The sequence below is a fragment of the Winogradskyella litoriviva genome (genome assembly GCF_013249065.1).
In the GTDB taxonomy this organism is placed as follows: domain Bacteria; phylum Bacteroidota; class Bacteroidia; order Flavobacteriales; family Flavobacteriaceae; genus Winogradskyella; species Winogradskyella litoriviva.
On record NZ_JABRWQ010000002.1, the window covers coordinates 1 to 26,129 of the forward strand.

The following is a 26,129-nucleotide window of genomic DNA, read 5'->3' on the forward strand; positions in this document are numbered from 1 at the left end:
GACTCGTTGTCTTTGTTTCGGGGTGCAAATATAAAACCCTTTTTTAATCCCACAACTACTTTTTTAATTTTATTTCTGCCTTTTTTTTAATACCCTTGAAACCACATACATATGAATGCGTTTTTTTTAAAAAGAAACAACTACCCTTTGTGTAATTTACAGAAAATTACAGAAAACAACTTAATAACGCTCTAAATCCAACCGATTATCTTTCTAAATATAATTTTCTACTATAAAGGTAAAATCTATAATTTTAATTCTTCGTATTAATATTCCTTATATAAAGGCAATAAACTCATCGGATTTTTAAGACTTTTTTGTTCAAATTATAAATCAATAATTATTTTATAGAAACATCACTTTGTCTATTATATATATAGAACTATCTTTGTAAGCTAATATTTATACTATATAATGATTAAAATTACTCTACCTGATGGTTCGATTAGGTCTTTTGAGAAAGATGTGACACCGTTTGAAGTGGCTAAAGATATAAGCGAAGGATTTGCTCGTAACGTAATCTCTGCAAAATTCAATGATAAAATTATTGAAATTACTACTCCAATAACTACTAATGGTAGCCTAACTTTATATACATTTAAAGACGATGCTGGTAAAAAAGCATTTTGGCACTCATCTGCGCATGTATTAGCCCAAGCTTTAGAAGAATTATATCCGAATATAAAATTATGGGTTGGTCCAGCCATTGAGAATGGTTTTTATTATGATGTAGATTTAGCCGAAGGCTCAATCTCCGAAAAAGACTTTAAGACTATTGAAAATAAAATAATTGAAATAGCTAGAGGTAAACACGATTTCAAAATGCGTAATGTTTCTAAGTCAGAGGCATTATCTTATTATAAAGATAAAAACGATTATAAAGTTGAACTAATTGAAAACCTCGAAGACGGTACAATTAGTTTCTGTGATCATTCAACGTTCACAGATTTGTGTCGTGGTGGTCATATTCCAAATACCGGAATTATAAAGGCTGTAAAAATATTGAGTGTTGCTGGAGCTTATTATAAAGGAGATGAAAAAAACAAACAACTCACTAGAGTATATGGTATTTCATTCCCAAAACAAAAAGAGTTAACTGAATATCTTAATTTATTAGAAGAAGCAAAAAAAAGAGATCACAGAAAACTTGGCAAAGAATTAGAGCTATTCACATTTTCCCAAAAAGTAGGTCAAGGATTACCTTTATGGTTACCTAAAGGAGCTGCGCTTCGCGAACGTCTAGAAAACTTCTTAAAAGCAGCGCAAAAGAAAGCAGGCTATGAAATGGTCGTTACACCTCATATTGGCCAAAAGGAATTATATGTTACTTCTGGACATTATGCTAAATATGGAGAAGACAGTTTTCAACCTATTACAACACCAGCTGAAGGAGAAGAGTTTTTATTAAAACCAATGAACTGCCCTCATCACTGCGAAATTTATAATAGCAAGCCGTTTTCATATAAAGAATTGCCAAAACGTTTTGCAGAATTTGGTACAGTATACAGATACGAACAAAGTGGTGAATTACATGGATTAACTAGAGTAAGGGGCTTTACTCAAGACGATGCTCACATTTTCTGTACACCTGATCAATTAGACAAAGAATTCAAGGATGTAATAGACTTAGTTCTTTATGTTTTTGGTTCTTTAGGTTTTGAAAACTTTACTGCACAAGTATCCTTAAGAGACCCAGAAAATCCGGATAAGTATATAGGTAGTGATGAAAACTGGGAGAAAGCTGAAAAAGCAATTTTAAATGCAGCTATAGATAAAGGTTTAAATTATGTTGTAGAAACTGGCGAAGCTGCTTTTTATGGTCCTAAATTAGACTTTATGGTTAAAGATGCATTAGGAAGACAATGGCAATTAGGAACTATACAGGTAGATTATAACCTGCCTGAGCGTTTTGATCTTACTTACAAAGGAAGTGATAACGAAATGCACAGACCTGTTATGATTCATCGAGCACCATTCGGTAGTATGGAACGCTTTGTGGCTATTTTATTAGAACATACAGGTGGCAATTTCCCTTTATGGTTAATGCCAGAGCAAGTAATTATTCTCTCAATAAGTGAGAAATATGAAAAATACGCCGAAAAAGTTTTAAATGTGCTAGAAAATGACGAAATTCGCGCCCTCACAGACAACAGGAATGAAACTGTAGGTAAGAAAATTCGCGAAGCTGAAATGCAAAAGTTTCCGTATATGATTATTGTCGGTGAACAAGAAGAAAAAGACAATACAATAACTGTGCGTCAACATGGTGGTGAAGACCTTGGCACAATTACTGTAGAAGACTTTGTGAAAATAGTAAATGATAGAGTTAATAAAAGTTTAAAGACTTTTAAATAATATAAGTTTAATTTAAATTACAGAAGCCATAGCAATACGTAGAAACAGAAAGAATTATACAAGACGTGTATCTCAAGAAGATAAACACCGTATAAATTCTAAAATCAGATCTGAAGAAGTAAGACTAGTCGGAGATAATGTCGAAATAGGTGTATACCCTGTTAAAAAGGCTTTATTAATTGCCGATGAACAAGGGTTAGATCTTGTTGAGATATCGCCAAATGCGACGCCTCCTGTTTGTAAAGTTATGGATTATAAAAAATTCCTTTACGAACAGAAGAAAAGAGAAAAAGCGCTAAAATCTAAAGCAACCAAAGTTGTTGTGAAAGAAATTCGTTTTGGTCCTCAAACTGACGACCATGATTATGAATTTAAAAGAAAACATGCTGAAAAATTCTTAAAGGATGGCGCAAAGTTAAAAGCCTTTGTGTTTTTTAAAGGACGATCCATTGTATTTAAAGAGCAAGGGCAAATTTTATTATTAAAATTAGCTCAAGATCTTGAAGAATTTGGTAAGGTAGAACAAATGCCTAAATTAGAAGGAAAGCGAATGATTATGTTCATTTCGCCAAAGAAAAAGTAAAAAATGCTGAGTTACTCAGCAATATGATAATAAGCGAAACGTAAATTTAAAAGAGGACAAAATGCCTAAAATGAAAACAAAATCGAGTGCTAAGAAACGTTTTAAACTAACTGGCACTGGTAAAATCAAAAGAAAGCACGCTTTTAAGAGTCACATATTGACAAAAAAATCTAAAAAGCGTAAGCTAGCGTTAACTCATGATGCTTTAGTAGATAAAGCAGATGAGAACAATATTAAAACAATGTTACGTTTAAAGTAATATCGTTTTAATCGGTTAAAACAATTTATAAACCCTGGAGTTAGGCAAAAATATTTAGCAAGTGTCATTTAAATTGACCGCCTACTACAAAAAACAATTAAAGAAATGCCAAGATCAGTAAATTCAGTAGCGAAAAGAGCCAGAAGAAAAAAGGTTCTTAAGCAAGCAAAAGGTTACTTTGGAAGACGTAAAAACGTTTGGACAGTAGCAAAAAATGCGGTTGATAAAGCGATGCAATATTCGTACAGAGACCGTAGAAACAAAAAAAGAACATTCCGTTCGTTATGGATTATGCGTATAAACGCAGGTGCAAGACAACATGGAATGAGCTATTCAAAATTTATGGGAGGATTAAAAGCTAATAATATTGACTTGAACCGTAAGGTACTTGCTGATTTAGCAATGAATCACCCAGAAGCTTTTGAAGCAATTATAAACAAAGTTAAGTAAGGCTTTTAGCCAAATTAATAACAACATTTCGCTTATAAAAATCCGGTTCATTCGTTTGAATCGGATTTTTTATTTCTCAAATTCGAAAAACTAAACAAAGCATATGAATACAATTAAAATGGTTGTCACTGACATGGATGGTACATTACTTAATTCAAACCATAATGTTAGTAATAGATTCTTTAATGTATTTAAGGAATTGAAACAAAATAATATTTTATTTGTTGCTGCAAGTGGAAGACCTTATTATAGCATCGTTGAAAAACTTCATACTATAAAAGATGACATAATTATAGTTGCTGAAAATGGAGGGCTAATTATTCAGAATGAAGCTGTACTACTATCCAACTCATTAGATTCAGAAAAACTAGATGAATTATATAATTTAGTTACACCTATAGAAAACACCTACCCTATCTTCTGTACTAGACATAAAGCATATATAAAAAGAGCACCAAATAAAATAGTAACAATTCTAGCTGAATATTATTCTAATTATAGCCTCATAGATTCTATAAATGAAATAGAAGATGATGTTATTAAGATTGCATTATATCATAGTATCAATTCTGAAGAACATATTTATCCACATCTAAAACATTTAAAGCCTAAACTTAGTGTTGTAGTTTCTGGAAATCATTGGGTAGATATTTCTGAGGCCATTAATAATAAGGGAAATGCAATTACAATTCTTCAAAAACACCACAATATTTTACCTTCCGAAACTATGGCCTTTGGAGACTATAATAATGATATAGAATTATTAAAATGTGCCAAATATAGTTACGCTATGGCTAATGCACATTCAAATGTAAAAGCAATTGCTAAATTTGAAACAAAATCTAACGATAATTTTGGTGTAGAACTCATTTTAGAAAAATTAATTGCCGAAAAGCGTAAGTACTAAATTTCTTCCTTCTCCTCTATTTCTATGTTCGCAGAGATAAATACCTTGCCATATTCCAAGATTTAACTTACCATTAGTAACGGGAATTTGTACAGAAGCTCCCAATAAAGATGCTTTAATATGAGCAGGCATATCGTCTGCTCCTTCATAAATGTGCCTATAATAATTCTGATTTTCTGGCACCATTTCATTAATATGGCTTTCAAAATCTATTCTTACTGTTGGGTCTGCATTTTCATTTATAGTTAAGCTTGCGGAAGTATGTTTAATAAACACTTGTAATTGGCCGATTTTTATTTGACTTATTTCTGGAACAGCATTTATTATTTCCGATGTTATAAGGTGAAAGCCTCTAGAAAATTGTCTTAGTTTAATTTCTCGCTGAAAAAATTGCATTTATATTTTGAATTATAAGAATACCGAATTATTTAAAACTTGAGTATGCTCTTATTGTTAACATATTAATTACTAATATATAATACTAAAACTTCCCCTTTAATAATAAATAAAATTATTCTAATGTGCTAATTCTCATAATTTTAAAATCAATTTAACGGATATTTAAGTAAATCATCACAGATAATAAATAAATGAAAATTTATTTACTAAATTATAAAACTATTCTTTATTTAACTAAAATAAAGATTCGACGATTAATAGTATCAATGTTAAAATTAATCTAATTATTGTAAAATTATGAAACAAATAAAAATTAAAAAATTCACTCTTATACTTCTAGGGATGTTATTAATTGGAGCATATAGTTGTGACTATGAATCTATCGATTCCTCTGACATAACTGCCGATAAAAAAGGAAATAAAGGCAATAAAGGAAATTCAAATAGAACTAATCTTAATTTATTACAAGCATGTAGTATCATCTCCTCTACAAACTTATATGCAGGTCAAAATATTTTAGTAGGAGAAGTTACTGTAGACATTGAGGGAGATAACTATATTATTACTTATAATATAACAAATAATGAATATTGTCTATCTGAATCTCATTTATCTGTGGTTAACACTCCGGAAGATTTTCCAATGTCAGGAGGTGGAAATCCAAAAAATGGACATTTTGAATTTAGCGAATCTCACGGATGTGTTTCTTCTTTTTCATATGAAGTTCCTATATCGAAAGGCACATATATAGCAGCTCACGGTGTTGTTAATTGTGTAGATTCTTATGATGATATACAATTTGATACTTCTTTGCCAGAAACTCTTGATTTTTGTTTAAGAACTGGTCGTGAAGTAGAAAATGCAAAAGGATATTTTAAGTTAGTTGTTGAAGAGGGAGATTTGGCAGGAACATATTGGGCTTGGTGTGCAGACGTAAGCTTAGCAATCAATGCTTCTGGCCAAGATATTTGTTATGAAGATTTTGATGTGCTTTCGTTAAGTGACGATTTATCTTCAATCATTTCGGAATCCGATAATATAGATAATGCCCTTTGGTTGATTAATAATGTTGATACTCTTTTAGAAAGCAATGAATATTTATATGGACATGTTCAATGGGCTTTTTGGAAATTATTAAACAATCAAGATTGTGTTGGGTGTAATTCTAACCTAAATTTACCTATTGGTGATTATACGGTTAAAGGAATGGAAATTGTTGATTTAGCTTTAACAAATGGAGATAATTATATACCTGAGTGTTCTGAAAATAGAATAATTGTTCTTAATGATGGTGTTAATCAACCTCTTATTGTTCCTGTAACAATAAATTGCGAAAGTTCAGGTGATTGTGAGGAAACAGCTTGGGCTGATGGTTGTGACTTTCCAGGTAACAATTGGGCAACCTATTTTCACTATTCTAATTGAGACAAAACAAATTTTATAATTTCTTAACTCGGTTTCTGTTGGAACCGAGTTTTTTATTTAGATACAATCACTCAAAAAAATCGTTTTAAGTCTTCTGTTTCTTCTTTTTAGCTGCAGGAAACAAAACATTATTTAAAATTAATCGATAACCTGGTGAGGTTGGATGTAAATCTAATTCAGTTTTTGGATCGCCTACCCTATGTGTATAATCTTCTGGATCGTGACCTCCATAGAACGTAAAAAATCCTTTTCCTTTTATTCCATGAATGTATTTTGCTTCACCATTGGTTCTATTTTCTCCCATCACCAAAACATTAGATTTTATTTGTTCTCTTGTAAATGAAGTGGTTTGTCCCATAAATCCTTTTACTAATGCTGTATGATTTTGGGTTAACATTGTAGGTATTGGATCCCATTTAGCAGAATATTCCATTAATGAAAAATAATCTGTGGTTTTAGGGATTTTACGTTTTTGAGTCATGTCTATACTAGAAAACTCATATACATTTGGACTTCGTTCTAGGATGAAATCTTTAAACGCAAAAGTAGCTTTATAATCAATTTTACTTTGATAACTTGGATCACTAGCATCACCATCGAACATTGGTTCGCAAATGTCAACACCTTCTGCAGATAATGCAATATCAAAACTATCTGTTGCAGAACACATAGCAAACATAAATCCACCACCTACAACGTAATCTCTTATTTTTAGTGCAACAGCTAACTTCTCTTCAGAAACTTTAGAATAACCTAATTTTTCAGCTAATGCCTCTGCATTTTTCTTTTCTTCAATATACCAAGAAGCAGATCTATAAGTTCTATAAAACTTTCCATATTGACCTGTAAAATCTTCATGATGTAAGTGTAACCAATCATAAAGTAATAATTCATCATTTAAGACTTCCTCATCATATATAGTTTCATATGGGATTTCAGCATAAGTCAATACCATCGTTACTGCATCATCCCATGGTTGTTTACCATAAGGTGTATATACCGCAATTTTTGGTGCTTTTTCTAATATTACTGCTTCTTGATTTACAGCAGGACTCGCAATATCTTCTAAAATTTTAGCTGCTTTAGTATTAGAAATAACTTCAAATGAAACCCCTCTAATTTGACATTCGCGCTGAATAATTTCTGCATCAGGTAATAAGAACGATCCACCTCTATAATTTAACAACCACTTTACTTTTAGTTCTCTTTCTAGCGTCCAATAGGTAACACCATAGGCTTTAAGGTGGTTTTGCTGTGTTTCTGCATCCATAGGAATTAAAATATAAGATGCATAAGCCTTTACACTTAAAAATAGTACTAAACAGAATATAAAATATTTTTTCAAGTCCATTAATATTTTAACGAAATATAAGGATATTTTAGTCTATTAAGACTGGTTTTATCATTCTTTTAAGACCTTAAAAGGCAATAACTAATTATATCAATTAAGCTATAGAATTCTAACCTAAGTCAGATTCATTACCAGATAACATACTTGCAATTAGTTTTGTACTTTCAAATTGCTCTAAAATAATTTTAATAAATACAGTAATCGGGATTGCCATAATTAAACCAGGTATTCCCCAAAGAAAACCCCAAAACATTAGCATCACTAATACTGCAATTACATTTATAGAAAAAGATTTCCCCATAAAGATAGGTTCTAAAATAGCTCCAAAAGTTACCTGAACCATAGTTATTGAAAATATAAAGAAAAATAGTGTGCTCGTAGGATCTAATTCTACAAAAGCAAAAATTGACAATAATATAACCGAAACAAACGAGCCTACCATCTGAACAAAGTTGATGGCAAAAGCAAATAATCCCCAAAATATTGGAAAACTTACATCAAAAAACACACACATTAATCCGGTAAACAAACCAGTTAAAGCACTGACCAAAAACTTAACTTTAATAAATTTAATTAAATCATTTTCAATCTTCATAAAGGTTTTAATCGAGGTATGTTTTCGTTTTAAAATTGTATTATTTAATAATTTATGAACGTTGATAGATTCTGCTAACCACAGAACTACAAAAAAAACAGTCATTAATAAACCTGTTAAAAATGAATTTAAAAATCCTAATGTTGAACCTAAGTTTTCTTTCTGAAAAAATTGACCAATAAAACTATGTTCTTGTTCAAAGGCAATTCCGAAATTATCAAACAAATAAACTTTAAGATCCGCTAGCTTTAACTCAGCTTTAGATAAAAATTCTGTGTTATTTGCTAAAATTTGTCTGCTCGATAATTGAATTAACTCAATTCCTATTTTAAGTCCTATAGTTACTAATAATAATATAATAACAATACTAACAATTTTAGGTATTTTACGTCTACCCATCCACCTCATTATTGGTAAAAACAATAAGGCAATAAACATTGAAAAGATTAAAGGAATAAATATAAATGAGAGTATCTTTAATAAGTAAAATACTAATGGTACTACTATAATTAACAACAAAATGTTAGTTGTACGTCTTTGCTCTAACATGGGGCAGATTTGGATTTATTTAAATGACTACAAATGTAAATGAAAAATAATTTTTTGTTTGATTAAAGTATTGTTAAAAAACAACTTTTGAAACCGTTCTTAAACTTAAACAACACGATAAAACGTCAAAAATATCGCTAAAACGTTTGTTAAGCAAACTTATCATCATAAATAATTACCAATATTATTTTAAATTTAATATTAATAAATATTTGCTTTTCATAAGCGTACATCTTAACAAAAAAACCAGAAAAGTTTAATTTTCTGGCTTGCTTATTTATTAATACTAAAATACATCAATATTTTAGAGTTACTCTTTCATTTTTAAACTAATTAGAATGGCACTCCATCATCCTCTGGATCTCCAAAGGCATCAGAAGGTGAAGGGAAACTATCTGGTGTAAATGTATTATCATTAGCTGCTGCATTCATTTTAGAATGAAATTCACCTCCAAAAGGCGTATCAAAATCATCTAGGTTATCAAATTTACCTAAGTGACCAATAAACTTTAATCTAATATTTTCTAATCCACCATTTCTATGTTTAGCAACAATAAATTCACCTTGTCCTGCAGTTGGCGAGCGTTCTTCATCATCCCATTCGTCAATTTTATAGTATTCAGGTCTATAGATAAATGATACAATATCTGCATCTTGTTCAATTGCTCCAGATTCACGTAAATCTGATAATAACGGGCGCTTACTTCCTCCACGAGTTTCAACAGCACGAGATAATTGAGATAATGCAATAACAGGTATACTTAATTCCTTAGCTAATGCCTTAAGGTTTCTAGAAATCATAGAAATTTCTTGTTCTCTATTTCCACCTTTTTGGCTTCCTCCTGCTGTCATTAATTGCAAATAATCGATCATAATCATCTTAATACCATATTGAGATGCCAAACGACGTGCTTTTGCTCTTAAATCGAAAATTGAAAGTGATGGTGTATCATCAATAAATAAGGGTGCTTTTTCTAATGTTTTTACTTTAACGTTAAGCTGTTCCCACTCGTGTTTTTCAAGCTTTCCGGTTCTAAGTTTTTCTGAAGACAGACCTGTTTCACTAGAAATTAAACGTGTTATTAATTGTACAGAGGACATTTCTAAAGAAAAGAAAGCCACAGGAACATTACTATTTACTGCAACATTACGAGCCATAGTTAATGTAAATGCTGTTTTACCCATACCAGGACGAGCCGCTACAATAACTAAATCTGAAGGTTGCCAACCAGAGGTTAATTTATCTAATTTATCAAAACCAGAAGGAATTCCACTCATACCTTCTTTATTAGAAATCTCTTCAATCTTCTTTTTTGCCTGAATTACTAAACTCTGCGCAGATTCTGTAGATTTCTTAACATTACCTTGGGTAACTTCATACAATTTGGCTTCTGCTGTATCTAATAAATCAAAAACATCTTTAGTTTCGTCATAAGCCTCTTCAATTATTTCGTTTGAAATTTTAATTAAACTTCTCTGAATATACTTTTGAAGAATAATACGAGCATGAAACTCAATATGTGCCGAAGATGATACACGTTGAGTTAAAGAAATGAGGTAAAAATCACCTCCAACTAAATCTAATTTTTCATCTTTCTTTAATTGACTAGAAACGGTTAATAAGTCAACAGGCTCACTATTTTCAAACAACTTAAAAATAGATTCAAATATGTATTTGTGTGCTTCTTTATAAAAAGCATCAGGACTTAAAATATCAATAACTTCATCAACACCTTTTTTATCAATCATCATAGCACCAAGAACAACCTCTTCTAAATCAGGTGCTTGAGGCGGTATTTTACCTTTTTCTAAGCTAATGATAGTGCTTTTATCTACTTTATAACCAGTTACTGGATTGGGTTGTTTCATAAGTAACAAAAATAATGAAATAGTGAAGACAAAATGCTAAAGCTGAATTTACAATCTTAACATGTCATCAACAATCTAACTGTTAATAACTCAAATATATTGTTAATAGCGCCAAAAAAAACCGAAGCCTAAACTTCAGTTTTTTATAGTTGCCTATGTTTAGTACAATTAGTCTTTATAGACTCCCATTGCATCGTATTTTTCCATACGTTGTTTCACTAAATCTTTTGGTGATAAGTTTTTAAGTTCTTCATAAGACTTAACAATTGCATCACTTACAGACTTAAATGTTGCAGCTCTATCAGTATGAGCTCCACCAAGTGGCTCCTTTATAATTTGATCCACAAGTTTCATTCGCTTCATATCCTTTGCCGTAAGTTTTAGAGCTTCTGCAGCTTGTTCCTTAAACTCCCAACTTCTCCATAAAATTGAAGAACAAGATTCTGGAGATATTACAGAATACCAGGTATTCTCTAACATCATTACACGATCACCTACACCTATCCCTAAAGCTCCTCCTGAAGCACCTTCACCAATAATTATGGTAATAATTGGTACTTTAAGCCTTGACATTTCTAGTATGTTTCTTGCAATTGCTTCTCCTTGTCCACGCTCTTCTGCTTCTAAACCAGGATATGCGCCAGGAGTATCAATTAAAGTCACCACCGGAATTCCAAATTTCTCTGCAGATTTCATTAATCGTAATGCTTTACGATAACCTTCAGGATTAGACATTCCAAAATTACGATATTGTCTTGTTTTAGTGTTAAATCCTTTTTGTTGACCAATAAACATATAAGATTGATCACCTATTTTACCCAAACCACCAATCATAGCTTTATCATCCTTTACATTTCTGTCGCCATGTAATTCTAAAAACGTATCTCCACACAGTGCTTTAATATGATCTAATGTATAAGGTCTGTTTGGGTGTCTAGACAGCTGAACACGTTGCCAAGCAGTTAGATTTTTATAGATATTTTTTTTAGTCTCAGCCAGTTTTTTTTCTATTTGCTTACAGGTTTCAGTAACATCTACTTCACTTTCTTTTCCTATAATCTCACATTTATCTAGCTGTTCTTCTAGTTCTTTTATTGGTAATTCAAACTCTAAGTATTCCATACAATTTGAAGTTAGTTATTTTTTAGTTAGTTGGATACAAACCTACGTATTCTAATTCACTTTATAGAAATAATAATCTAAAAGTAGGTTCATTTTGTCTTAATATCAAAAGTAGTATAATCACAGAAACTATAAAAACTTTAATAGCCAATTTCTTTAGTTTAAGTTTTGCGTTGTTTATAATTTTTAAAAACGGCATCAAATAATACAGTTATTAAAATCAAAATTGCCCCAAGATAAAATTGAGGTGACATAGTTTCTGTTTCGGGATATAGCAATAAAGCGATTGCTATACCATAAATGGGTTCTAAATTATAACTTAAAATTACAGTAAACGGACTTATATAACGCATAACATCTACCGACCCGATAAAGGCATAAGCTGTACAAACCGATGCTAGAATAAATAAATATATCCAATCCTCATTAGAGAGTGAAAAGAATTCTGCATTAAAAGTTTTACCTGTGCATAGAATAAAAATAGTTAAAAAAACAACGCCACTACTAAACTCATAAAATGAAATTACTGTTGCCCTGTGTTGTTGAATAAACATTCCATTAATTACAGCAAATAGAGTAGAAAACAAAGCTGAAAACAAACCAAGAATTATACCGTTTATATAACCCATTTCACTACTAGTTATTAACAGAACGCCAAGAATTACAATAATACCAAAGATAATCTCGTAAGTAAGAATACGTCTTTTAAAAAAAAGAGGTTCAATAAAAGAGGCAAAAAATGCTCCTGAAGAAAACATCGCTAATGCAATTGAAACATTGGCTTGATTAATTGCTTCAAAAAAAGTAATCCAATGTAATGCAATTATAACACCTGCAATAGAAAATTGTAGAAGTGTTCTATTAGAAATTTTAATGTTTAGTTTTATAATTTTAATATAAATGAACATTAAGACGCCAGCAATTGCCATTCTATACCAAACGAGCTCTAATGCACCTATAGTAATTTCCTTGCCCAAAATAGCTGTAAAACCAGCAATTATAACCAGAAAGTGAAGGTGTAAATAATGCCTTAATTTAACGTTTCGCATTTTGTAGAAGGTATATTGCTAAAATACCAAATATTACATTAGGAAACCACACAGCAATAATTGCAGGAAAATTAGATTGTTCTGCCATAACACCAAATACCTTATCAAAAAAGACATAAATCATTGCAATAGCAATACCAAAGGCAAGATTTACTCCCATTCCTCCTCTTCGCTTTACGGAAGAGACAGCCACAGCTATAATGGTAAGAATATATATTGAAACAGGTAAACTCCATTTTTTTAACTTAACAACTTCATAACGACCAATATTAGGAGAGCCACGTCGTTTTTCTGCGGCAATAAAGTCTAATAGCTCACCGTATGATTTTGTTTCTGCTGCATATTCAACTGGTGTTAAATCCTCTAATTCAAAAGGGAAACTCATATCTTTTCTATGTTCTTTCTCTATAGTTTCAATTCCATTTTCAAATGTACGCTTAACATATTTACTCAGTCTATATGTACTATCTTTTACATTATAGCGAATATTATCAGCAAATATTTTGTATTTAAGTTCATTCCCTTCAAAATGCTCGTAAGTAAAATTCATTCCGGTTTTATTACTCACTACAAAATTACTTACATAGATATAATCATTATCATTTATCTGTTGATAGACGTCATGCGTCTGTTGCGCTTTTTTATGTTTTTTTAGGTATTTAAATTTAAATTCGTTAAAACCTTTACTGGCAATTGGTGCTAAATACATACCAAGAAATAAGCCTACTGTGGCAACTATTGTTGCACCTATCATATATGGTCTTAAAAATCTAGAAAACGAAACACCCGAACTTAAAAATGCAACAATCTCTGTGTTATTTGCTAACTTGGAGGTAAACCAAATAACTGATAAGAATAGAAATAAAGGAAACAAAAGATTAGCAAAATAAACCGTGAAATTTAGATAATAAAAAGCAACTTCACCAAAAGGTGCATTGTTTTCTAACATCTTCCCAACTTTTTCTGCTAAATCTACAGTAATTCCTATGGGTACAAACAATAGTAACATCATAAGAAATGTAAACAAATAGCGTTTTAGTATGTACCAGTCTAGGATTTTCAAGTTTGTTGTTTGTTGTTAGTTGTTAGTTGTTAGTTGTTAGTTGTTAGTTGTTAGTTGTTAGTTGTTAGTTGTTAGTTTAAAATATTATACTTCAAATTAAATATCTAAATCAATGTTAATGCCTATAATCGGTTATCCATTTGTTTAACCATTTTTTCTTTCCATGCTCTAAAATCTCCCGCTATAATATGTTTTCTAGCTTCTCTTGTTAACCATAAATAAAATCCAAGATTATGAATGGTAGCAATTTGCTTTCCTAATAATTCATTAACGGTAAACAAATGTCTTAAATAGGCTTTGCTATATTCGGTATCAACAAACGTAATTCCCATTTCATCAATAGGAGAAAAATCATTAGCCCATTTTAAATTCTTAATATTAATTGATCCATGAGCCGTAAACAACATTCCGTTTCTAGCATTTCTAGTTGGCATAACACAATCAAACATATCTACTCCTAACGCAATATTTTCTAATATATTGATAGGTGTACCAACTCCCATTAAATAACGTGGTTTATCTTCTGGCAAAATACTACATACTACATCTGTCATAGCATACATTTCTTCTGCTGGTTCACCTACTGAAAGACCACCAATAGCATTACCTTCAGCACCTGCATTAGCAATATATTCTGCAGATTGCTGTCTTAAATCTTTATATGTGCTTCCTTGAACGATAGGAAAAAAAGTTTGGTCGTAATTGTAAGTTAAAGGTGTTTTTTTTAAATGCGTTAAACAACGTTCTAACCAACGATGGGTCATATGCATAGAGCGTTTAGCATAATTATAATCGCAAGGATAAGGTGTACACTCATCAAAAGCCATTATAATATCTGCTCCTATTTTGCGCTGAACTTCCATTACGTTTTCTGGTGTAAACACATGGTAGCTACCATCTATATGAGATTTAAACTTTACACCTTCTTCTTTAATCTTTCTATTAGATGACAATGAGTATACTTGGTAACCTCCAGAATCGGTAAGTATATTTCTATCCCAATTCATAAATTTATGTAAACCACCTGCTTGTTCTAAAATAGGCGTTTGTGGCCTTAAATACAAATGGTATGTATTACCGAGAATAATATCTGGATTAATATCGTCCTTTAACTCTCTCTGATGCACCCCTTTAACAGAAGCTACAGTACCAACTGGCATAAAAATAGGAGTTTCTATGGTGCCGTGATCAGTAGTGATAGATCCTGCTCTGGCTTTTGTTTCTTTATCTTTTGCTACTCTTTGAAATATCATGTATTTATACCTATTGTTTTAAACTGACATATGTTGTTTGCACTAATAATTCCTTTAAGGGTAACTAATTTCAGCATGCTCTTTTCGTTACATATAAGTCAGACGGCAAATATAAATAACTCTTTAAGAATCCCTCTTAAATTAAATTTAAAATAATAGGCTTAAATTAAATTTGCAATAAGAAATCCTTAATTAATCATATTGTTAGCAAATTGCGTTTTTAGTTAATAAGTGCACCTTAACTACTTTTGAAAAACTTCTGTAAAAAGTTACATTTGTAGCATAAATCTTAAGCAACATAACATGCCAAACATTAAAGAATTAAACGATTTTACAACTCAGGTTCGTAGAGATATTATACGAATGGTACACAAAGTAAATTCTGGTCATCCTGGTGGATCACTAGGCTGTGCAGAATTTTTTGTTTCCCTTTATCAAGACATATTAGAAACCAAAGACGATTTTGATATGGACGGAATAGGAGAAGATTTATTCTTTTTATCAAACGGACATATTTCACCAGTATATTATAGTGTTTTAGCTAGATCTGGTTATTTCCCAGTAGAAGAATTAAACACTTTTAGATTATTAAACTCTAGATTACAAGGACACCCAACAACACATGAAGGTTTACCAGGAATTAGAATTGCATCTGGATCCTTAGGGCAAGGTATGTCTGTAGCCATTGGTGCTGCACAAGGAAAAAAGCTTAATAATGATAAGCACTTAGTGTATAGTCTTCATGGTGATGGCGAGTTACAAGAAGGACAGAATTGGGAAGCTATTATGTATGCTTCTGCTAAAAAAGTAGATAATCTTATTTCTACCATAGACTTAAACAAACAACAAATTGATGGTTCTACTGATGATGTTTTACCAATGGGAAGTTTAAGAGCTAAGTTTGAAGCTTTTGGTTGGACTGTAATCGATATTGAAAAAGGTAATGATATTGAAGCTATTTTAAAAGGAATGGCTGAAGCAAAATCTTTAACAGGTAAAGGAAAACCTGTTTGTGTTTTATTACATACTGTTATGGGAAATGGTATAGATTTTATGATGCACACACATGCTTGGCATGGAAAAGCACCAAACGACGAGCAACTGGCTAACGGTTTAGCTCAAAATCCTGAAACTTTAGGAGATTACTAATCATCAAATCAAAAATAATATGAAAACATATACATATACAGAAAAAAAAGATACAAGAAGTGGATTTGGTGCTGGTTTAGCCGAATTAGGTAGAACAAACCCTAATGTGGTAGCTTTATGTGCTGACCTTATTGGCTCTTTAAAAATGAACGAATTCATTAAAGAAAATCCAGAACGATTTTTTCAAATAGGAATTGCAGAAGCTAATATGATGGGAATTGCTGCTGGTTTAACCATTGGTGGAAAAATTCCGTTTACAGGTACATTTGCTAATTTCTCAACAGGAAGAGTTTATGATCAAATACGTCAATCTATTGCATATTCTGGTAAAAATGTAAAGATATGTGCATCTCATGCAGGATTAACTTTAGGTGAAGATGGTGCAACGCATCAAATTTTAGAAGATATTGGATTAATGAAAATGTTACCAGGTATGGTAGTTATTAATCCTTGTGATTATAATCAAACAAAAGCAGCAACTATCGCAATTGCAGATTACGAAGGCCCTGTTTATTTAAGATTTGGTAGACCTTCAATTCCGATTTTTACACCTGCTGATCAAAAATTTGAAATAGGAAAAGCGGTTCAATTAACCGAAGGTACAGATGTAACTATTGTAGCAACTGGTCATTTAGTATGGGAAGCATTAGAGGCTTCTAAAGTTTTAAACGATGCTGGTATTTCTGCTGAAGTTATTAATATCCATACCATTAAACCTTTAGATGAAGAAGCTATTTTAGCTTCAGTTGCTAAAACTGGTTGTATTGTTACCGCAGAAGAGCATAACCACCTTGGTGGTCTTGGAGAAAGTGTTGCTAGAGTATTAGCACTTCACCATCCAACACCTCAAGAATTTGTGGCAACCAATGATACATTTGGTGAATCTGGTACGCCTGCACAACTAATGGAAAAGTATGGACTAAACAGTAACGCTGTAGTTAAGGCTGTAAAAACAGTTATTAAAAGAAAATAATTTTGCTTTGGCATCGTTTTTGAAAGTACATGCTTAAATCTAAAAAAACGAACATTATGAGAAATTTAAAAAAATCAGTTATTTCAACTGCGCTTTTATTATTTATTGGGTTTAGTTTATCTGCTCAAAACAAAAGTTCATTTGGTTTTAAAGGTGGTTTAAACTATGGTGCCAATGGTGATTATTTTGATTCGGCTAGTACAAATGCCGAACACCCAGACCGAAACATTGGTTATCACCTAGGACTTTTCGGGAAAATAGGTAATAAACTTTATTTTAGACCCGAATTAGTTTACACAGCCACAAAGAGTGATTACAATAACGATGTATTTAGTATTAAGAAAATTGATGCACCTTTGTTAGTAGGTGTTAAAGTTCTTGGACCTATAAGTGTTTTTGGTGGTCCTTCTTTACAATATTTATTAGACACAGATTTTGATGGAACTAATATTGATATAGACAATGTAGAAGACGAATTCTCCGTAGGTCTTAATTTTGGTATTGGAATCAATTTTAATAAAATTGGTATTGATTTAAGATATGAGCGAGGTTTTAATGATAATGAAACTTCTTTTATAAGTGACAATATAACGTCTTCCATAAGTAATAGAATTGATACAAGACCAGATCAATTAATACTCAGTTTATCTATTGGATTGTAATTTTATAAAGCTCAAAAAAAAGCCACTCAATTTGAGTGGCTTTCTTATTATATATAATAAAAGCGTTAGAGTTAACTACTACTCTTCGTCTGCATTGTGATCAACTGAAATGTTTGCATCTAAATAGTCTGGTGTACCAGCATTAGTAAATACTACGGTAACCGTTGTAATTGTAATTACACCAGCTGTTTCTGATCTTGCATACTCATATTCGTTTGCTGCAAGAATTGGTTCATCTTCATCTAAATTAGTATCAACTGTATATTCTGTAGAAATCAATTCATTGAAAGTAGAAACACCATCACCATCATCATCAAAATCAATAAAATTAGCAAATTCATCTTCATCCGTGTCATCATCAAACGCATCAGTATTATCATCTAAATCTTCAAGATAAGAAGGAATACCATCGCTATCATGATCCATTTCTTCATATTGTAATAATTCAAATTTGAACATTAAATTATCATATGAAGAACCAGTACTAGTGCCTGAAAAATAAGCCAATCCAGAAGGCACAAACATAATTCCAAATCCATAATTATCATAATCTACTACACCATTTACTATGTTATAACCTCCAGAAGGTTTAATAGCAGTACTAAACATTGGCATCACTAATTGCCATGCTCTAATACTACCTAAAGTAGTAAATCCGTCTCCATAAAGTAATAATTCTTCTGGAGTACTAACCGCATCAAAAACCTCTCCATCATCATTAATTGAAGTTCCTTCATATCTAACTCTTACTTGATCCGTAAAATTAGGAGATTCTCCACCACCTTGATTTAAGTGTAATACATAATACTTATAGCTAGCTTCTAAATATTCTGTTTCATAGGTGACTACAGCATCTATTAATAACGTATTATTTACTGCATCTTGTAAAGGTAGGTAATTACCATCTTCATCTTGTTCTAACTCCGAGATAATGATGTCGGTATACTGAGGGTCTTCAAGAGACGCAATTTCATTTGAATTGTAATAATGTGTCGTTAGATACTTTAAAATAGAATCGTTATCTTTTGCTTGTTGCTCTGTTCTATCTTCGGCTACAAATGTTGTAGTAACATCATCATCATCCTTACAAGAGATAAAAATTGAAAATACAATAAGTAAAAGCATACTTATTCTTAGTGTTTTTGTTTTCATAGCATCTTAAAATTTTTCGTTTCAAACTACCACAGTTCTAAAACGTTGTTCATTATTGCCTATTTTTGGTTCGCAAGATACAATAATATAATATTTTTGCACTAATCTATTAACGTAGTTTTTTATTAAAAGCATATGCGAATTGACAAATATTTATGGTGTGTACGTTATTACAAAACACGCAGTATCGCCACTAAAGCTTGTAAAAAAGGACAGGTAAAAGTAAATGGTGTAGCTGTTAAACCGTCTAGAGAAGTTTATCCAACAGATAAGATTGAACTTAGAAAGGATCAAATATTATATCAACTCACAGTAAATGACTTACCGCCTAACCGTGTTGGTGCAAAACTTGTTGACATTTACAGAGTTGACACTACACCTAAATCTGCTTTTGAAGCTCAAGAACTTTTAAAATATAGCAAAGACTATTATAGAAAAAAAGGCACTGGGAGGCCAACAAAAAAAGATAGACGAGATATTGATGATTTTTATGATGATGAAGAATGATCACAACATAACATATTGGGAAAATCGATATCTAGATAATAAAGTTGGTTGGAATATTGGTTATATTTCTACACCTCTAAAGACCTATTTTGATCAATTAGAAGATAAATCAATAAAAATTTTAATTCCAGGCGCTGGTAATAGTTATGAAGCAGAATATTTATGGAACCAAGGTTTTAAAAATATTTATATTCTAGATTTTGTGCAGCAACCTTTAGATAATTTAAAAAATAGAGTTCCTGATTTTCCTGAAGAACAATTATTAAAAATAGATTTTTTTAAGTTAGAAAACACATTTGATTTAATAGTTGAACAGACTTTTTTCTGTGCCTTAAATCCAATTTTAAGAGCAGAATACAATACTAAAATGCATCAATTGCTTAAGCCTAAAGGTAAATTAGTTGGCTTACTTTTTAACTTTAAATTAACCGAAATGGGTCCACCTTATGGAGGTAGCCAAACTGAATACAAAAATCTATTTAAAAAAACATTTAAGATAAAAACTTTAGAACCATCAATTAATTCTATAAAAGAAAGACAAGGTAAAGAACTGTTTTTTATCTTTGAAAAAAAGACCTAATGGCACTAACTAAGAATACAATTTTAAGTCATAAAGAAATTGAGCATAAAATAAAGCGCATCGCTTACCAAATTTATGAAAGTAACGTTAACGAAACAGAACTTATAATTGCTGGTATTGAAAGCAATGGTTACATACTCGCTAAAAAAATTAAGGCTAACTTAGATAAAATTTCTAATATAGAATCTACCCTTTGCAAAGTAACCATTAACAAAACTGCACCCACAAACCCAATAAAAACATCTATTAAAGCAGAAGATTACGCTAATAAATCGATAGTACTAATTGATGATGTTTTAAATTCTGGAAGTACGTTAATATATGGAATTAAGCATTTTTTAGATGTACCATTAAAACAATTTAAAACAGCCGTTTTAGTAAATAGAAATCATAAAAAATTCCCTGTAAAAGCTGATTTTAAAGGAATTTCATTATCTACATCTTTATTTGAGCATGTCCACGTTAACCTTTCTAAACAACCCTACGAAGCTTATTTAGATTAAATGCGTAAGAATAGATTCTAGCACTTCTTTTAAAGATTTATTATCTGTATTTATTGTATATTTTGCTTTACTGTAATACGGAATACGCTCAAACAAGTGCTTTCCTATAAATTCTATCATATCTTCTTTAGAAGTAATATGGCTAATTAAAGGTCTTTGTTCTTTTGCCGTAAATAACCGTTCTGATAAAAGCGGAATTGCGAGTTTTAAATAGAAAGAAACAACATTAGCACTGTTATTAATAAGCGCCATATTTTCGCTATAACATGGTGTTCCTCCTCCTAATGAAAGCACGTAATTATTAGAATTATCTATAATTTGCTTTAAATATTCAGTTTCCTTTTTTCTAAAATAGATTTCTCCTTTGGTTTTAAACAAATTAGAAATTGAAGAATTCTCCTTTTCAGAAATATAATCATCTAAATCTAAAAAATTATAATTCAATACTGTAGCTAATTCCTTACCAAGAGTAGATTTTCCTGATCCCATGTAACCTAATAAAATAATTATCATATTGCTTATAAATTGATTTTTAAATGGATAGATAATGTGACTGCAAAAAAACAAAAAAATAAATAAAAAAAGTGTTGTTATATTAATTAAACATTTTATATTTGCACCCTCGTTAAGAGAAACACAAAAGGACTAGTTAGCTCAGTTGGCAGAGCATCTCCCTTTTAAGGAGAGGGTCCTGGGTTCGAGCCCCAGACTGGTCACTAAAAAAGTTAAGCATTTTGCTTAACTTTTTTTTTACCTTATCTTCATTTATTTGCGCACGTGGCGGAATTGGTAGACGCGCCAGCTTGAGGGGTTGGTGGACATTAGTCCGTGGAAGTTCGAGTCTTCTCGTGCGCACTTTATTTCTCTTATACCTGCAGTGATAATTATTCTAATTAAGCTAATTTTAAAGCTTTCTATTCTATTTTTTATAAGATACTATTAGTACGTTAAATAAGTTCTTATATCATTTATAGCGATAATTAATTCTTCATTAAATTGAAATAATTTTCAAAAAAAATTATTAAATTTTGTTAAAACTAACATTTGTCTAAAATTAAATCCTATTTTTGTTTAATCATTTTAAGGAAATAATGAACAATATTAAAAATAGGTTTAGTATTAAAGATCTCGAAAACCTTACAGGTATAAAAGCACATACCATAAGAATTTGGGAAAAAAGATATAATTTATTAGAACCGCAACGTACGGAAACCAATATTCGTTATTACGATTTGGCTAATTTTCAGAAATTATTAAATATCAGTTATCTAAATGAGAACGGTTATAAAATTTCTAAAATAGCTACGACTAAAGCAGATGAAATTCCGAAGTTAGTTAAAGAAATTGCTACAGGAAATAACGTAAATAGTCAAGCCATAAATGATTTTAAATTATCCATGCTTAATTTTGATCAGGCCTTATTTTACAAGACTTATGAAAATTTAAATAAAGAAAAAGTTTTCGAAGACATATTCTTCGATGTCTTTATGCCATTTCTGAATGATATTGGTTTTCTTTGGCAAACAGATACTATTTCGCCTGCTCACGAGCATTTTATCTCTGCATTAATTCGTCAAAAATTATTAATAAATATTGAGAAGATTCAATCTCAACAAACTAGCACGTCTAATAAAACTTATGTACTTTATTTACCAGAAAATGAAATCCACGAGCTAGGTTTAATGTTTATTAACTACAAATTAATAAGTCTAGGACATCACTCTATTTTTTTAGGTCCTAGTATTCCTATTGCCAATCTTGTTGATTTTCAAGATAATTACGAAAAAGTAAATTATATTTCATATTTTTCAATAAAACCAGAAAGAGAAAACTTAAATACATATTTAGAGGAATTCGATAAGATTATTTTAAAAAATTCAAATTCCAAATTATGGGTTACTGGTCATATCGTAAATAATATGGAAACAGAAACTATACCAGAAAATATAAGAACCTTTAAGGATTTAAAAACCATTATAGAAGCGCTATAAATAATATGAAGAAAACAGTTTCTATAATAGGCTCAGGTTTTTCGGCATTATCAGCATCTTGCTATTTAGCAAAGGCTGGTTATAAAGTATCTCTATTAGAAAAAAACAATACTGTTGGTGGTAGAGCACGGCAATTTCATAAAGATGGTTTTACTTTTGATATGGGTCCAAGTTGGTATTGGATGCCAGATATTTTTGAAAAATTTTTTAATGATTTTGGTAAAAGCACTAAAGATTATTACCAACTAGATAAGTTGAGTCCTGCTTACAAAATTTTCTTTTCAAATGACATTATCACAATAGGTGATCATTTGGATCAAATTTGCGAAGAATTTGAGCGCATTGAAACCGGAAGTTCAAAACCATTACGTAAGTTTATTTCTAGAGCACAAAAGCACTATGATATTGCTATAAATAAAGTTGTACTAAAACCTGGACTTTCTCCTTTTGAATTGGTAACTAAAGAAACAGTAACGCGATTAGATCAATTTTTTAAAACCATTAGCTCAGAGGTCCGTAAAAACTTTAAAAACCCTAAGTTAATTTCAACATTAGAATTTCCTGTTTTGTTCTTAGGAGCAAAACCTAATAAAACGCCTTCGTTTTATAGTTTTATGAACTTTGCAGATTTTGGTTTAGGAACATGGCACCCTAAAGGTGGTATGTATCAAGTTGTAAAAGCTATGGAAAGCTTGGCCAAAAGTTTAGGCGTTGAAATTTTAACCAACAGCAATGTTGAGAAAATTAATGTAGAAAATAAAAAAGCCAACAGCATTATTGTTAACGGAAAAACAATTAAGGCTGACATTATATTAAGTGGTGCAGATTATCATCATTCTGAAACATTGTTAGACCAAAAATATAGACAATATAGTGAAGCCTATTGGGAAAGTAGAACTTTTGCTCCTTCTTCCCTACTCTTTTATATTGGTTTTAATAAGAAATTAAAGAATGTAGGCCATCATAATTTATTCTTTGATACCGATTTTGAAGCACATGCCGAAGAAATATACGACAAGCCACAATGGCCTTCAGACCCATTGTTTTATGTCAATTTTCCTTCAGTAACGGATTTAACAATGGCACCAGAAGGATGTGAAACTGGTTTCTTTTTAATTCCTATTGCGCCAGGTTTAGAAGATACAACTGAATTACGAAATCAATATTTTGATTTAATTTTAAATCGTTTCGAAAAAAGAACACAACAACGTGTTAAGGACAACATTCTATTTAATGAATCTTATTGCGTTAATGATTTTACTGAAGACTATAACTCTTATAAAGGCAATGCATACGGAATGGCTAATACGCTAATGCAAACTGCATTTTTAAGACCCAAACTAAAAAGTAAAAAAGTCGAAGGACTATATTTTACTGGTCAGTTAACCGTTCCTGGACCAGGCGTTCCACCAGCTTTGATTTCGGGAAAATTAGTAGCAGAGCTCATTGAAAAAAATGAACAATAATTAGCACCAACTAAACAAATTAAAATATGAAATCAATTTTTGACAAAGTATCTAAAGAATGTAGTAAAGCAGTAACCAATGCTTATAGTACATCCTTTTCCTTGGCTACAAAAATGCTATCCAACAGCATTAGGCAAGACATCTATAACATTTATGGTTTTGTAAGATTTGCTGATGAAATTGTAGATTCGTTTCATGATTTTAATAAAGAACAGCTTTTTAATAACTTTGAAAGAGATTTAGAAGATGCTTTAGAAAACAAAATAAGCTTAAACCCTATTTTAAATGCATTTCAAGAAACGTATCATAAATACGCAATTGATAAGCATATGGTAGATTCTTTTATGGACAGTATGCGTTTAGATCTTTATAAGAATGATTATTTAACACAACAAGAATTTAAAGACTATATTTATGGATCGGCTGATGTTGTCGGTTTAATGTGTCTTAAAGTTTTTGTTAATGGTGATAACGAAAAATTTAATAGTCTTAAAGATTCTGCAATGAGTTTAGGTTCTGCATTTCAAAAAGTGAATTTTTTACGTGATTTAAAAGCTGATTTTGAAGACTTAAATCGTTCTTATTTCCCTAACACAGATTTAACACAATTAGACGAAGATTCTAAAACTAAAATAATCACAGAAATTGAGTCTGATTTTGAACAAGGCTTAGAGGGTATAAAACGTTTACCACTAGAAGCAAGATTTGGTGTTTTTATGGCGTATAGATACTACAGTAAGTTATTAGAAAAACTTAAAAAGACGCCAGCGTTAAAAATAAAATCGACAAGAATTAGAGTGCCTAATTATAGAAAAATTGAGCTACTTACTAGAAGTTATGTTAAATATCAATTAAATTTACTATAATAAAAAACAGTAGTATTATGCAAATCGTTTTTTGGATATTAATTTTTTTAGGAACCTTCTTTATTATGGAATTTAATGCATGGTTTACCCACAAATATATAATGCATGGTTTCTTATGGAGTTTACATAAAGATCATCATCATAAAGACCACGATAGCTGGTTTGAACGCAATGATGCTTTTTTTATTTTCTATGCCATTGTGAGTATAACGTGTTTTTACTTATGGAGTTATGAAGATGTATGGTTTACACTTCCTATTGGACTAGGCATCTTGGCTTATGGTATAGCATATTTTGTAGTGCACGATATATTTATTCATCAACGATTTAAAATGTTTCGAAATATCGACAACAAATATGCGAGAGGTTTAAGACGTGCTCATAAAATTCATCATAAACACTTAGGAAAACATAAAGGAGAAAACTTTGGGATGCTCATTGTACCTTTTAAATACTTTAAATAATTACTCTGACAGCAAATTATTAAGTTGCTGCCGTACTTTGTCGCTATTCCAATTCACTGCACCAGATTCATCAACTACAATCTTACCTTTTTTATTAATTATAAATGTTCTTGGTATTGAACTTGTCTTAAGTTCTGCAGGTGTAGCTGTCGTAGAATTAAAAACTTCAAAATTAAAACCTCTTTTCATTTTAAATTTTTCTACAATTTCAAAACTATCATTAGTCACAAAAAGAAATACAACTTTCTCATTATAATCATTATATAGTGCTTGTAAACTTGGCATTTCTGCAATACAAGGCGGACACCAAGTTGCCCAGAAATTTATAAATATTACTTGCCCTTCTAAATCTTCAAAATTTAAAGTTAGATTTTTATCAGATTTTAAATTCCATGTTGAATTATTTATAGTTAATCTATCTTCTTTATCAATAACCGATGATTGATTAATGTAACTAAGGCCTTTGTGTAACCAAATTTGAATAAACTGCCTAGATTGAGGTATAATCAATAAAACTATAGCTAATAGGAATATAAAATTTAATATTCTACTTTTTAAAGATTTTGACATTTCTAAATATTTTAAAA

27 protein-coding genes and 2 tRNA genes are annotated in these 26,129 nt (G+C 30.8%); 18 read left to right on the forward strand and 11 right to left on the reverse strand.

Going from position 1 to position 26,129, the window contains the following annotated elements; genetic code table 11:
* Window positions 1-414: 414 nt before the first annotated feature.
* The 5 genes from thrS to HNV10_RS03980 all read left to right on the forward strand — a co-directional run bounded on the left by thrS (window position 415) and on the right by HNV10_RS03980 (window position 4,554).
* Complete coding sequence (gene thrS / locus HNV10_RS03960) at window positions 415-2,355, forward strand: threonine--tRNA ligase (RefSeq protein ID WP_173300064.1); 1,941 nt, start codon at window positions 415-417, stop codon at window positions 2,353-2,355.
* A 34-nt stretch (window positions 2,356-2,389) separates the two neighbouring features.
* Window positions 2,390-2,938, forward strand: a complete 549-nt coding sequence (infC, locus tag HNV10_RS03965) for a translation initiation factor IF-3 (protein ID WP_173300545.1) — start codon at window positions 2,390-2,392, stop codon at window positions 2,936-2,938.
* Between the two features lie 61 nt (window positions 2,939-2,999).
* Window positions 3,000-3,197, forward strand: coding sequence for a 50S ribosomal protein L35 (gene rpmI / locus HNV10_RS03970; protein WP_157364806.1), 198 nt, complete (start codon window positions 3,000-3,002; stop codon window positions 3,195-3,197).
* A 105-nt stretch (window positions 3,198-3,302) separates the two neighbouring features.
* Window positions 3,303-3,647 carry a 50S ribosomal protein L20 gene (gene rplT, locus HNV10_RS03975; protein WP_114309713.1) on the forward strand — a complete coding sequence of 115 codons (345 nt, stop codon included), beginning with the start codon at window positions 3,303-3,305 and terminating at the stop codon, window positions 3,645-3,647.
* A 103-nt stretch (window positions 3,648-3,750) separates the two neighbouring features.
* A complete protein-coding gene (locus tag HNV10_RS03980) occupies window positions 3,751-4,554 on the forward strand; it encodes an HAD family hydrolase (RefSeq protein WP_173300065.1) in 804 nt (267 codons plus the stop codon).
* On the opposite strand, the gene HNV10_RS03985 is transcribed toward HNV10_RS03980, so the two are convergent.
* A complete protein-coding gene (locus tag HNV10_RS03985; protein WP_173300066.1) occupies window positions 4,528-4,950 on the reverse strand; it encodes a secondary thiamine-phosphate synthase enzyme YjbQ in 423 nt (140 codons plus the stop codon). The genes HNV10_RS03980 and HNV10_RS03985 overlap by 27 nt on opposite strands.
* 300 nt (window positions 4,951-5,250) lie before the next feature.
* Here HNV10_RS03985 and HNV10_RS03990 point away from each other — a divergent pair, with 300 nt between their 5' ends.
* Window positions 5,251-6,378 carry a hypothetical protein gene (locus tag HNV10_RS03990; RefSeq protein WP_173300067.1) on the forward strand — a complete coding sequence of 376 codons (1,128 nt, stop codon included), beginning with the start codon at window positions 5,251-5,253 and terminating at the stop codon, window positions 6,376-6,378.
* Window positions 6,379-6,463: 85 nt separating this feature from the next.
* Here the strand turns inward: HNV10_RS03990 and HNV10_RS03995 are convergent, their stop codons facing one another.
* The 7 genes from HNV10_RS03995 to tgt all read right to left on the reverse strand — a co-directional run bounded on the left by HNV10_RS03995 (window position 6,464) and on the right by tgt (window position 15,229).
* Window positions 6,464-7,648: an asparagine synthetase B gene (locus HNV10_RS03995; protein WP_173300546.1), complete on the reverse strand. Its 1,185-nt coding sequence runs from the start codon at window positions 7,646-7,648 to the stop codon at window positions 6,464-6,466.
* 190 nt (window positions 7,649-7,838) lie between these two features.
* On the reverse strand, window positions 7,839-8,873 hold the full coding sequence (locus HNV10_RS04000; protein WP_173300068.1) for an AI-2E family transporter: 1,035 nt from the start codon (window positions 8,871-8,873) through the stop codon (window positions 7,839-7,841).
* A 333-nt stretch (window positions 8,874-9,206) separates the two neighbouring features.
* Window positions 9,207-10,742: a replicative DNA helicase gene (gene dnaB, locus HNV10_RS04005; protein ID WP_173300069.1), complete on the reverse strand. Its 1,536-nt coding sequence runs from the start codon at window positions 10,740-10,742 to the stop codon at window positions 9,207-9,209.
* A 168-nt stretch (window positions 10,743-10,910) separates the two neighbouring features.
* Window positions 10,911-11,864: an acetyl-CoA carboxylase carboxyltransferase subunit alpha gene (locus HNV10_RS04010; RefSeq protein ID WP_173300070.1), complete on the reverse strand. Its 954-nt coding sequence runs from the start codon at window positions 11,862-11,864 to the stop codon at window positions 10,911-10,913.
* A gap of 161 nt (window positions 11,865-12,025) precedes the next feature.
* Complete coding sequence (locus tag HNV10_RS04015) at window positions 12,026-12,913, reverse strand: DMT family transporter (RefSeq protein WP_173300071.1); 888 nt, start codon at window positions 12,911-12,913, stop codon at window positions 12,026-12,028.
* On the reverse strand, window positions 12,900-13,976 hold the full coding sequence (locus tag HNV10_RS04020) for an LptF/LptG family permease (protein WP_173300072.1): 1,077 nt from the start codon (window positions 13,974-13,976) through the stop codon (window positions 12,900-12,902). The genes HNV10_RS04015 and HNV10_RS04020 overlap by 14 nt, the downstream gene beginning before the upstream one ends.
* Window positions 13,977-14,098: 122 nt before the next feature.
* On the reverse strand, window positions 14,099-15,229 hold the full coding sequence (tgt, locus tag HNV10_RS04025; RefSeq protein ID WP_173300073.1) for a tRNA guanosine(34) transglycosylase Tgt: 1,131 nt from the start codon (window positions 15,227-15,229) through the stop codon (window positions 14,099-14,101).
* A gap of 303 nt (window positions 15,230-15,532) precedes the next feature.
* On the opposite strand from tgt, the gene HNV10_RS04030 reads away from it, so the two are divergent.
* From HNV10_RS04030 to HNV10_RS04040, 3 genes are read left to right on the forward strand one after another with little or no spacing between them, the layout of a single operon-like run.
* Window positions 15,533-16,378, forward strand: a complete 846-nt coding sequence (locus tag HNV10_RS04030; RefSeq protein WP_173300074.1) for a transketolase — start codon at window positions 15,533-15,535, stop codon at window positions 16,376-16,378.
* 19 nt (window positions 16,379-16,397) lie between these two features.
* Window positions 16,398-17,351 carry a transketolase family protein gene (locus HNV10_RS04035; RefSeq protein ID WP_173300075.1) on the forward strand — a complete coding sequence of 318 codons (954 nt, stop codon included), beginning with the start codon at window positions 16,398-16,400 and terminating at the stop codon, window positions 17,349-17,351.
* A gap of 56 nt (window positions 17,352-17,407) precedes the next feature.
* Window positions 17,408-18,013: an outer membrane beta-barrel protein gene (locus tag HNV10_RS04040; protein ID WP_173300076.1), complete on the forward strand. Its 606-nt coding sequence runs from the start codon at window positions 17,408-17,410 to the stop codon at window positions 18,011-18,013.
* 78 nt (window positions 18,014-18,091) lie between these two features.
* On the opposite strand, the gene HNV10_RS04045 is transcribed toward HNV10_RS04040, so the two are convergent.
* Window positions 18,092-19,165 carry an FKBP-type peptidyl-prolyl cis-trans isomerase gene (locus tag HNV10_RS04045; protein ID WP_173300077.1) on the reverse strand — a complete coding sequence of 358 codons (1,074 nt, stop codon included), beginning with the start codon at window positions 19,163-19,165 and terminating at the stop codon, window positions 18,092-18,094.
* 135 nt (window positions 19,166-19,300) lie between these two features.
* Between HNV10_RS04045 and HNV10_RS04050 the strand changes: the two genes are divergently transcribed.
* Genes HNV10_RS04050 through HNV10_RS04060 form a run of 3 tightly spaced genes read left to right on the forward strand, consistent with a single transcriptional unit; the run spans window position 19,301 to window position 20,755 of the window.
* The gene (locus tag HNV10_RS04050; RefSeq protein WP_173300078.1) at window positions 19,301-19,672 is read left to right on the forward strand and encodes an RNA-binding S4 domain-containing protein; all 372 of its coding nucleotides are present in this window, start codon (window positions 19,301-19,303) and stop codon (window positions 19,670-19,672) included.
* Window positions 19,662-20,252, forward strand: a complete 591-nt coding sequence (locus HNV10_RS04055) for a methyltransferase domain-containing protein (protein WP_241695454.1) — start codon at window positions 19,662-19,664, stop codon at window positions 20,250-20,252. Before HNV10_RS04050 ends, HNV10_RS04055 begins: the two co-directional genes overlap by 11 nt.
* Window positions 20,252-20,755 (forward strand): phosphoribosyltransferase family protein, encoded by a 504-nt coding sequence (locus tag HNV10_RS04060; RefSeq protein ID WP_173300079.1) that lies wholly within the window; start codon window positions 20,252-20,254, stop codon window positions 20,753-20,755. Before HNV10_RS04055 ends, HNV10_RS04060 begins: the two co-directional genes overlap by 1 nt.
* On the opposite strand, the gene HNV10_RS04065 is transcribed toward HNV10_RS04060, so the two are convergent.
* Window positions 20,747-21,268: a shikimate kinase gene (locus tag HNV10_RS04065; protein WP_173300080.1), complete on the reverse strand. Its 522-nt coding sequence runs from the start codon at window positions 21,266-21,268 to the stop codon at window positions 20,747-20,749. The two genes, HNV10_RS04060 and HNV10_RS04065, sit on opposite strands and share 9 nt — an antisense overlap.
* A gap of 130 nt (window positions 21,269-21,398) precedes the next feature.
* Here HNV10_RS04065 and HNV10_RS04070 point away from each other — a divergent pair.
* The 6 genes from HNV10_RS04070 (at window position 21,399) to HNV10_RS04095 (ending at window position 25,542) form a co-directional block, all read left to right on the forward strand.
* Window positions 21,399-21,471, forward strand: a tRNA-Lys gene (locus tag HNV10_RS04070).
* Window positions 21,472-21,526: 55 nt separating this feature from the next.
* Window positions 21,527-21,610, forward strand: a tRNA-Leu gene (locus HNV10_RS04075).
* Between the two features lie 236 nt (window positions 21,611-21,846).
* Complete coding sequence (locus HNV10_RS04080) at window positions 21,847-22,746, forward strand: MerR family transcriptional regulator (RefSeq protein ID WP_173300081.1); 900 nt, start codon at window positions 21,847-21,849, stop codon at window positions 22,744-22,746.
* A gap of 5 nt (window positions 22,747-22,751) precedes the next feature.
* On the forward strand, window positions 22,752-24,212 hold the full coding sequence (locus HNV10_RS04085; protein ID WP_173300082.1) for a phytoene desaturase family protein: 1,461 nt from the start codon (window positions 22,752-22,754) through the stop codon (window positions 24,210-24,212).
* A gap of 26 nt (window positions 24,213-24,238) precedes the next feature.
* A complete protein-coding gene (locus tag HNV10_RS04090; RefSeq protein WP_173300083.1) occupies window positions 24,239-25,078 on the forward strand; it encodes a phytoene/squalene synthase family protein in 840 nt (279 codons plus the stop codon).
* A 17-nt stretch (window positions 25,079-25,095) separates the two neighbouring features.
* Entirely contained in the window at window positions 25,096-25,542 is a 447-nt protein-coding gene (locus tag HNV10_RS04095; RefSeq protein ID WP_173300084.1) for a sterol desaturase family protein, read from the forward strand.
* Here the strand turns inward: HNV10_RS04095 and HNV10_RS04100 are convergent, their stop codons facing one another.
* The gene (locus HNV10_RS04100) at window positions 25,543-26,112 is read right to left on the reverse strand and encodes a TlpA family protein disulfide reductase (RefSeq protein ID WP_173300085.1); all 570 of its coding nucleotides are present in this window, start codon (window positions 26,110-26,112) and stop codon (window positions 25,543-25,545) included.
* Between the last annotated feature and the right edge of the window lie 17 nt (window positions 26,113-26,129).

Bases quoted from the DNA above. Each gene is read 5' to 3' on its own strand.
- thrS (WP_173300064.1), top strand. From the start codon at position 415: ATGATTAAAATTACTCTACCTGATGGTTCGATTAGGTCTTTTGAGAAA.
- rpmI (WP_157364806.1), top strand. From the start codon at position 3,000: ATGCCTAAAATGAAAACAAAATCGAGTGCTAAGAAACGTTTTAAACTA.
- rplT (WP_114309713.1), top strand. From the start codon at position 3,303: ATGCCAAGATCAGTAAATTCAGTAGCGAAAAGAGCCAGAAGAAAAAAG.
- HNV10_RS03980 (WP_173300065.1), top strand. From the start codon at position 3,751: ATGAATACAATTAAAATGGTTGTCACTGACATGGATGGTACATTACTT.
- HNV10_RS03985 (WP_173300066.1), bottom strand. From the start codon at position 4,950: ATGCAATTTTTTCAGCGAGAAATTAAACTAAGACAATTTTCTAGAGGC.
- HNV10_RS03990 (WP_173300067.1), top strand. From the start codon at position 5,251: ATGAAACAAATAAAAATTAAAAAATTCACTCTTATACTTCTAGGGATG.
- HNV10_RS03995 (WP_173300546.1), bottom strand. From the start codon at position 7,648: ATGGATGCAGAAACACAGCAAAACCACCTTAAAGCCTATGGTGTTACC.
- HNV10_RS04000 (WP_173300068.1), bottom strand. From the start codon at position 8,873: ATGTTAGAGCAAAGACGTACAACTAACATTTTGTTGTTAATTATAGTA.
- dnaB (WP_173300069.1), bottom strand. From the start codon at position 10,742: ATGAAACAACCCAATCCAGTAACTGGTTATAAAGTAGATAAAAGCACT.
- HNV10_RS04010 (WP_173300070.1), bottom strand. From the start codon at position 11,864: ATGGAATACTTAGAGTTTGAATTACCAATAAAAGAACTAGAAGAACAG.
- HNV10_RS04015 (WP_173300071.1), bottom strand. From the start codon at position 12,913: ATGCGAAACGTTAAATTAAGGCATTATTTACACCTTCACTTTCTGGTT.
- tgt (WP_173300073.1), bottom strand. From the start codon at position 15,229: ATGATATTTCAAAGAGTAGCAAAAGATAAAGAAACAAAAGCCAGAGCA.
- HNV10_RS04030 (WP_173300074.1), top strand. From the start codon at position 15,533: ATGCCAAACATTAAAGAATTAAACGATTTTACAACTCAGGTTCGTAGA.
- HNV10_RS04035 (WP_173300075.1), top strand. From the start codon at position 16,398: ATGAAAACATATACATATACAGAAAAAAAAGATACAAGAAGTGGATTT.
- HNV10_RS04040 (WP_173300076.1), top strand. From the start codon at position 17,408: ATGAGAAATTTAAAAAAATCAGTTATTTCAACTGCGCTTTTATTATTT.
- HNV10_RS04045 (WP_173300077.1), bottom strand. From the start codon at position 19,165: ATGAAAACAAAAACACTAAGAATAAGTATGCTTTTACTTATTGTATTT.
- HNV10_RS04050 (WP_173300078.1), top strand. From the start codon at position 19,301: ATGCGAATTGACAAATATTTATGGTGTGTACGTTATTACAAAACACGC.
- HNV10_RS04055 (WP_241695454.1), top strand. From the start codon at position 19,662: ATGAAGAATGATCACAACATAACATATTGGGAAAATCGATATCTAGAT.
- HNV10_RS04060 (WP_173300079.1), top strand. From the start codon at position 20,252: ATGGCACTAACTAAGAATACAATTTTAAGTCATAAAGAAATTGAGCAT.
- HNV10_RS04065 (WP_173300080.1), bottom strand. From the start codon at position 21,268: ATGATAATTATTTTATTAGGTTACATGGGATCAGGAAAATCTACTCTT.
- HNV10_RS04080 (WP_173300081.1), top strand. From the start codon at position 21,847: ATGAACAATATTAAAAATAGGTTTAGTATTAAAGATCTCGAAAACCTT.
- HNV10_RS04085 (WP_173300082.1), top strand. From the start codon at position 22,752: ATGAAGAAAACAGTTTCTATAATAGGCTCAGGTTTTTCGGCATTATCA.
- HNV10_RS04090 (WP_173300083.1), top strand. From the start codon at position 24,239: ATGAAATCAATTTTTGACAAAGTATCTAAAGAATGTAGTAAAGCAGTA.
- HNV10_RS04095 (WP_173300084.1), top strand. From the start codon at position 25,096: ATGCAAATCGTTTTTTGGATATTAATTTTTTTAGGAACCTTCTTTATT.
- HNV10_RS04100 (WP_173300085.1), bottom strand. From the start codon at position 26,112: ATGTCAAAATCTTTAAAAAGTAGAATATTAAATTTTATATTCCTATTA.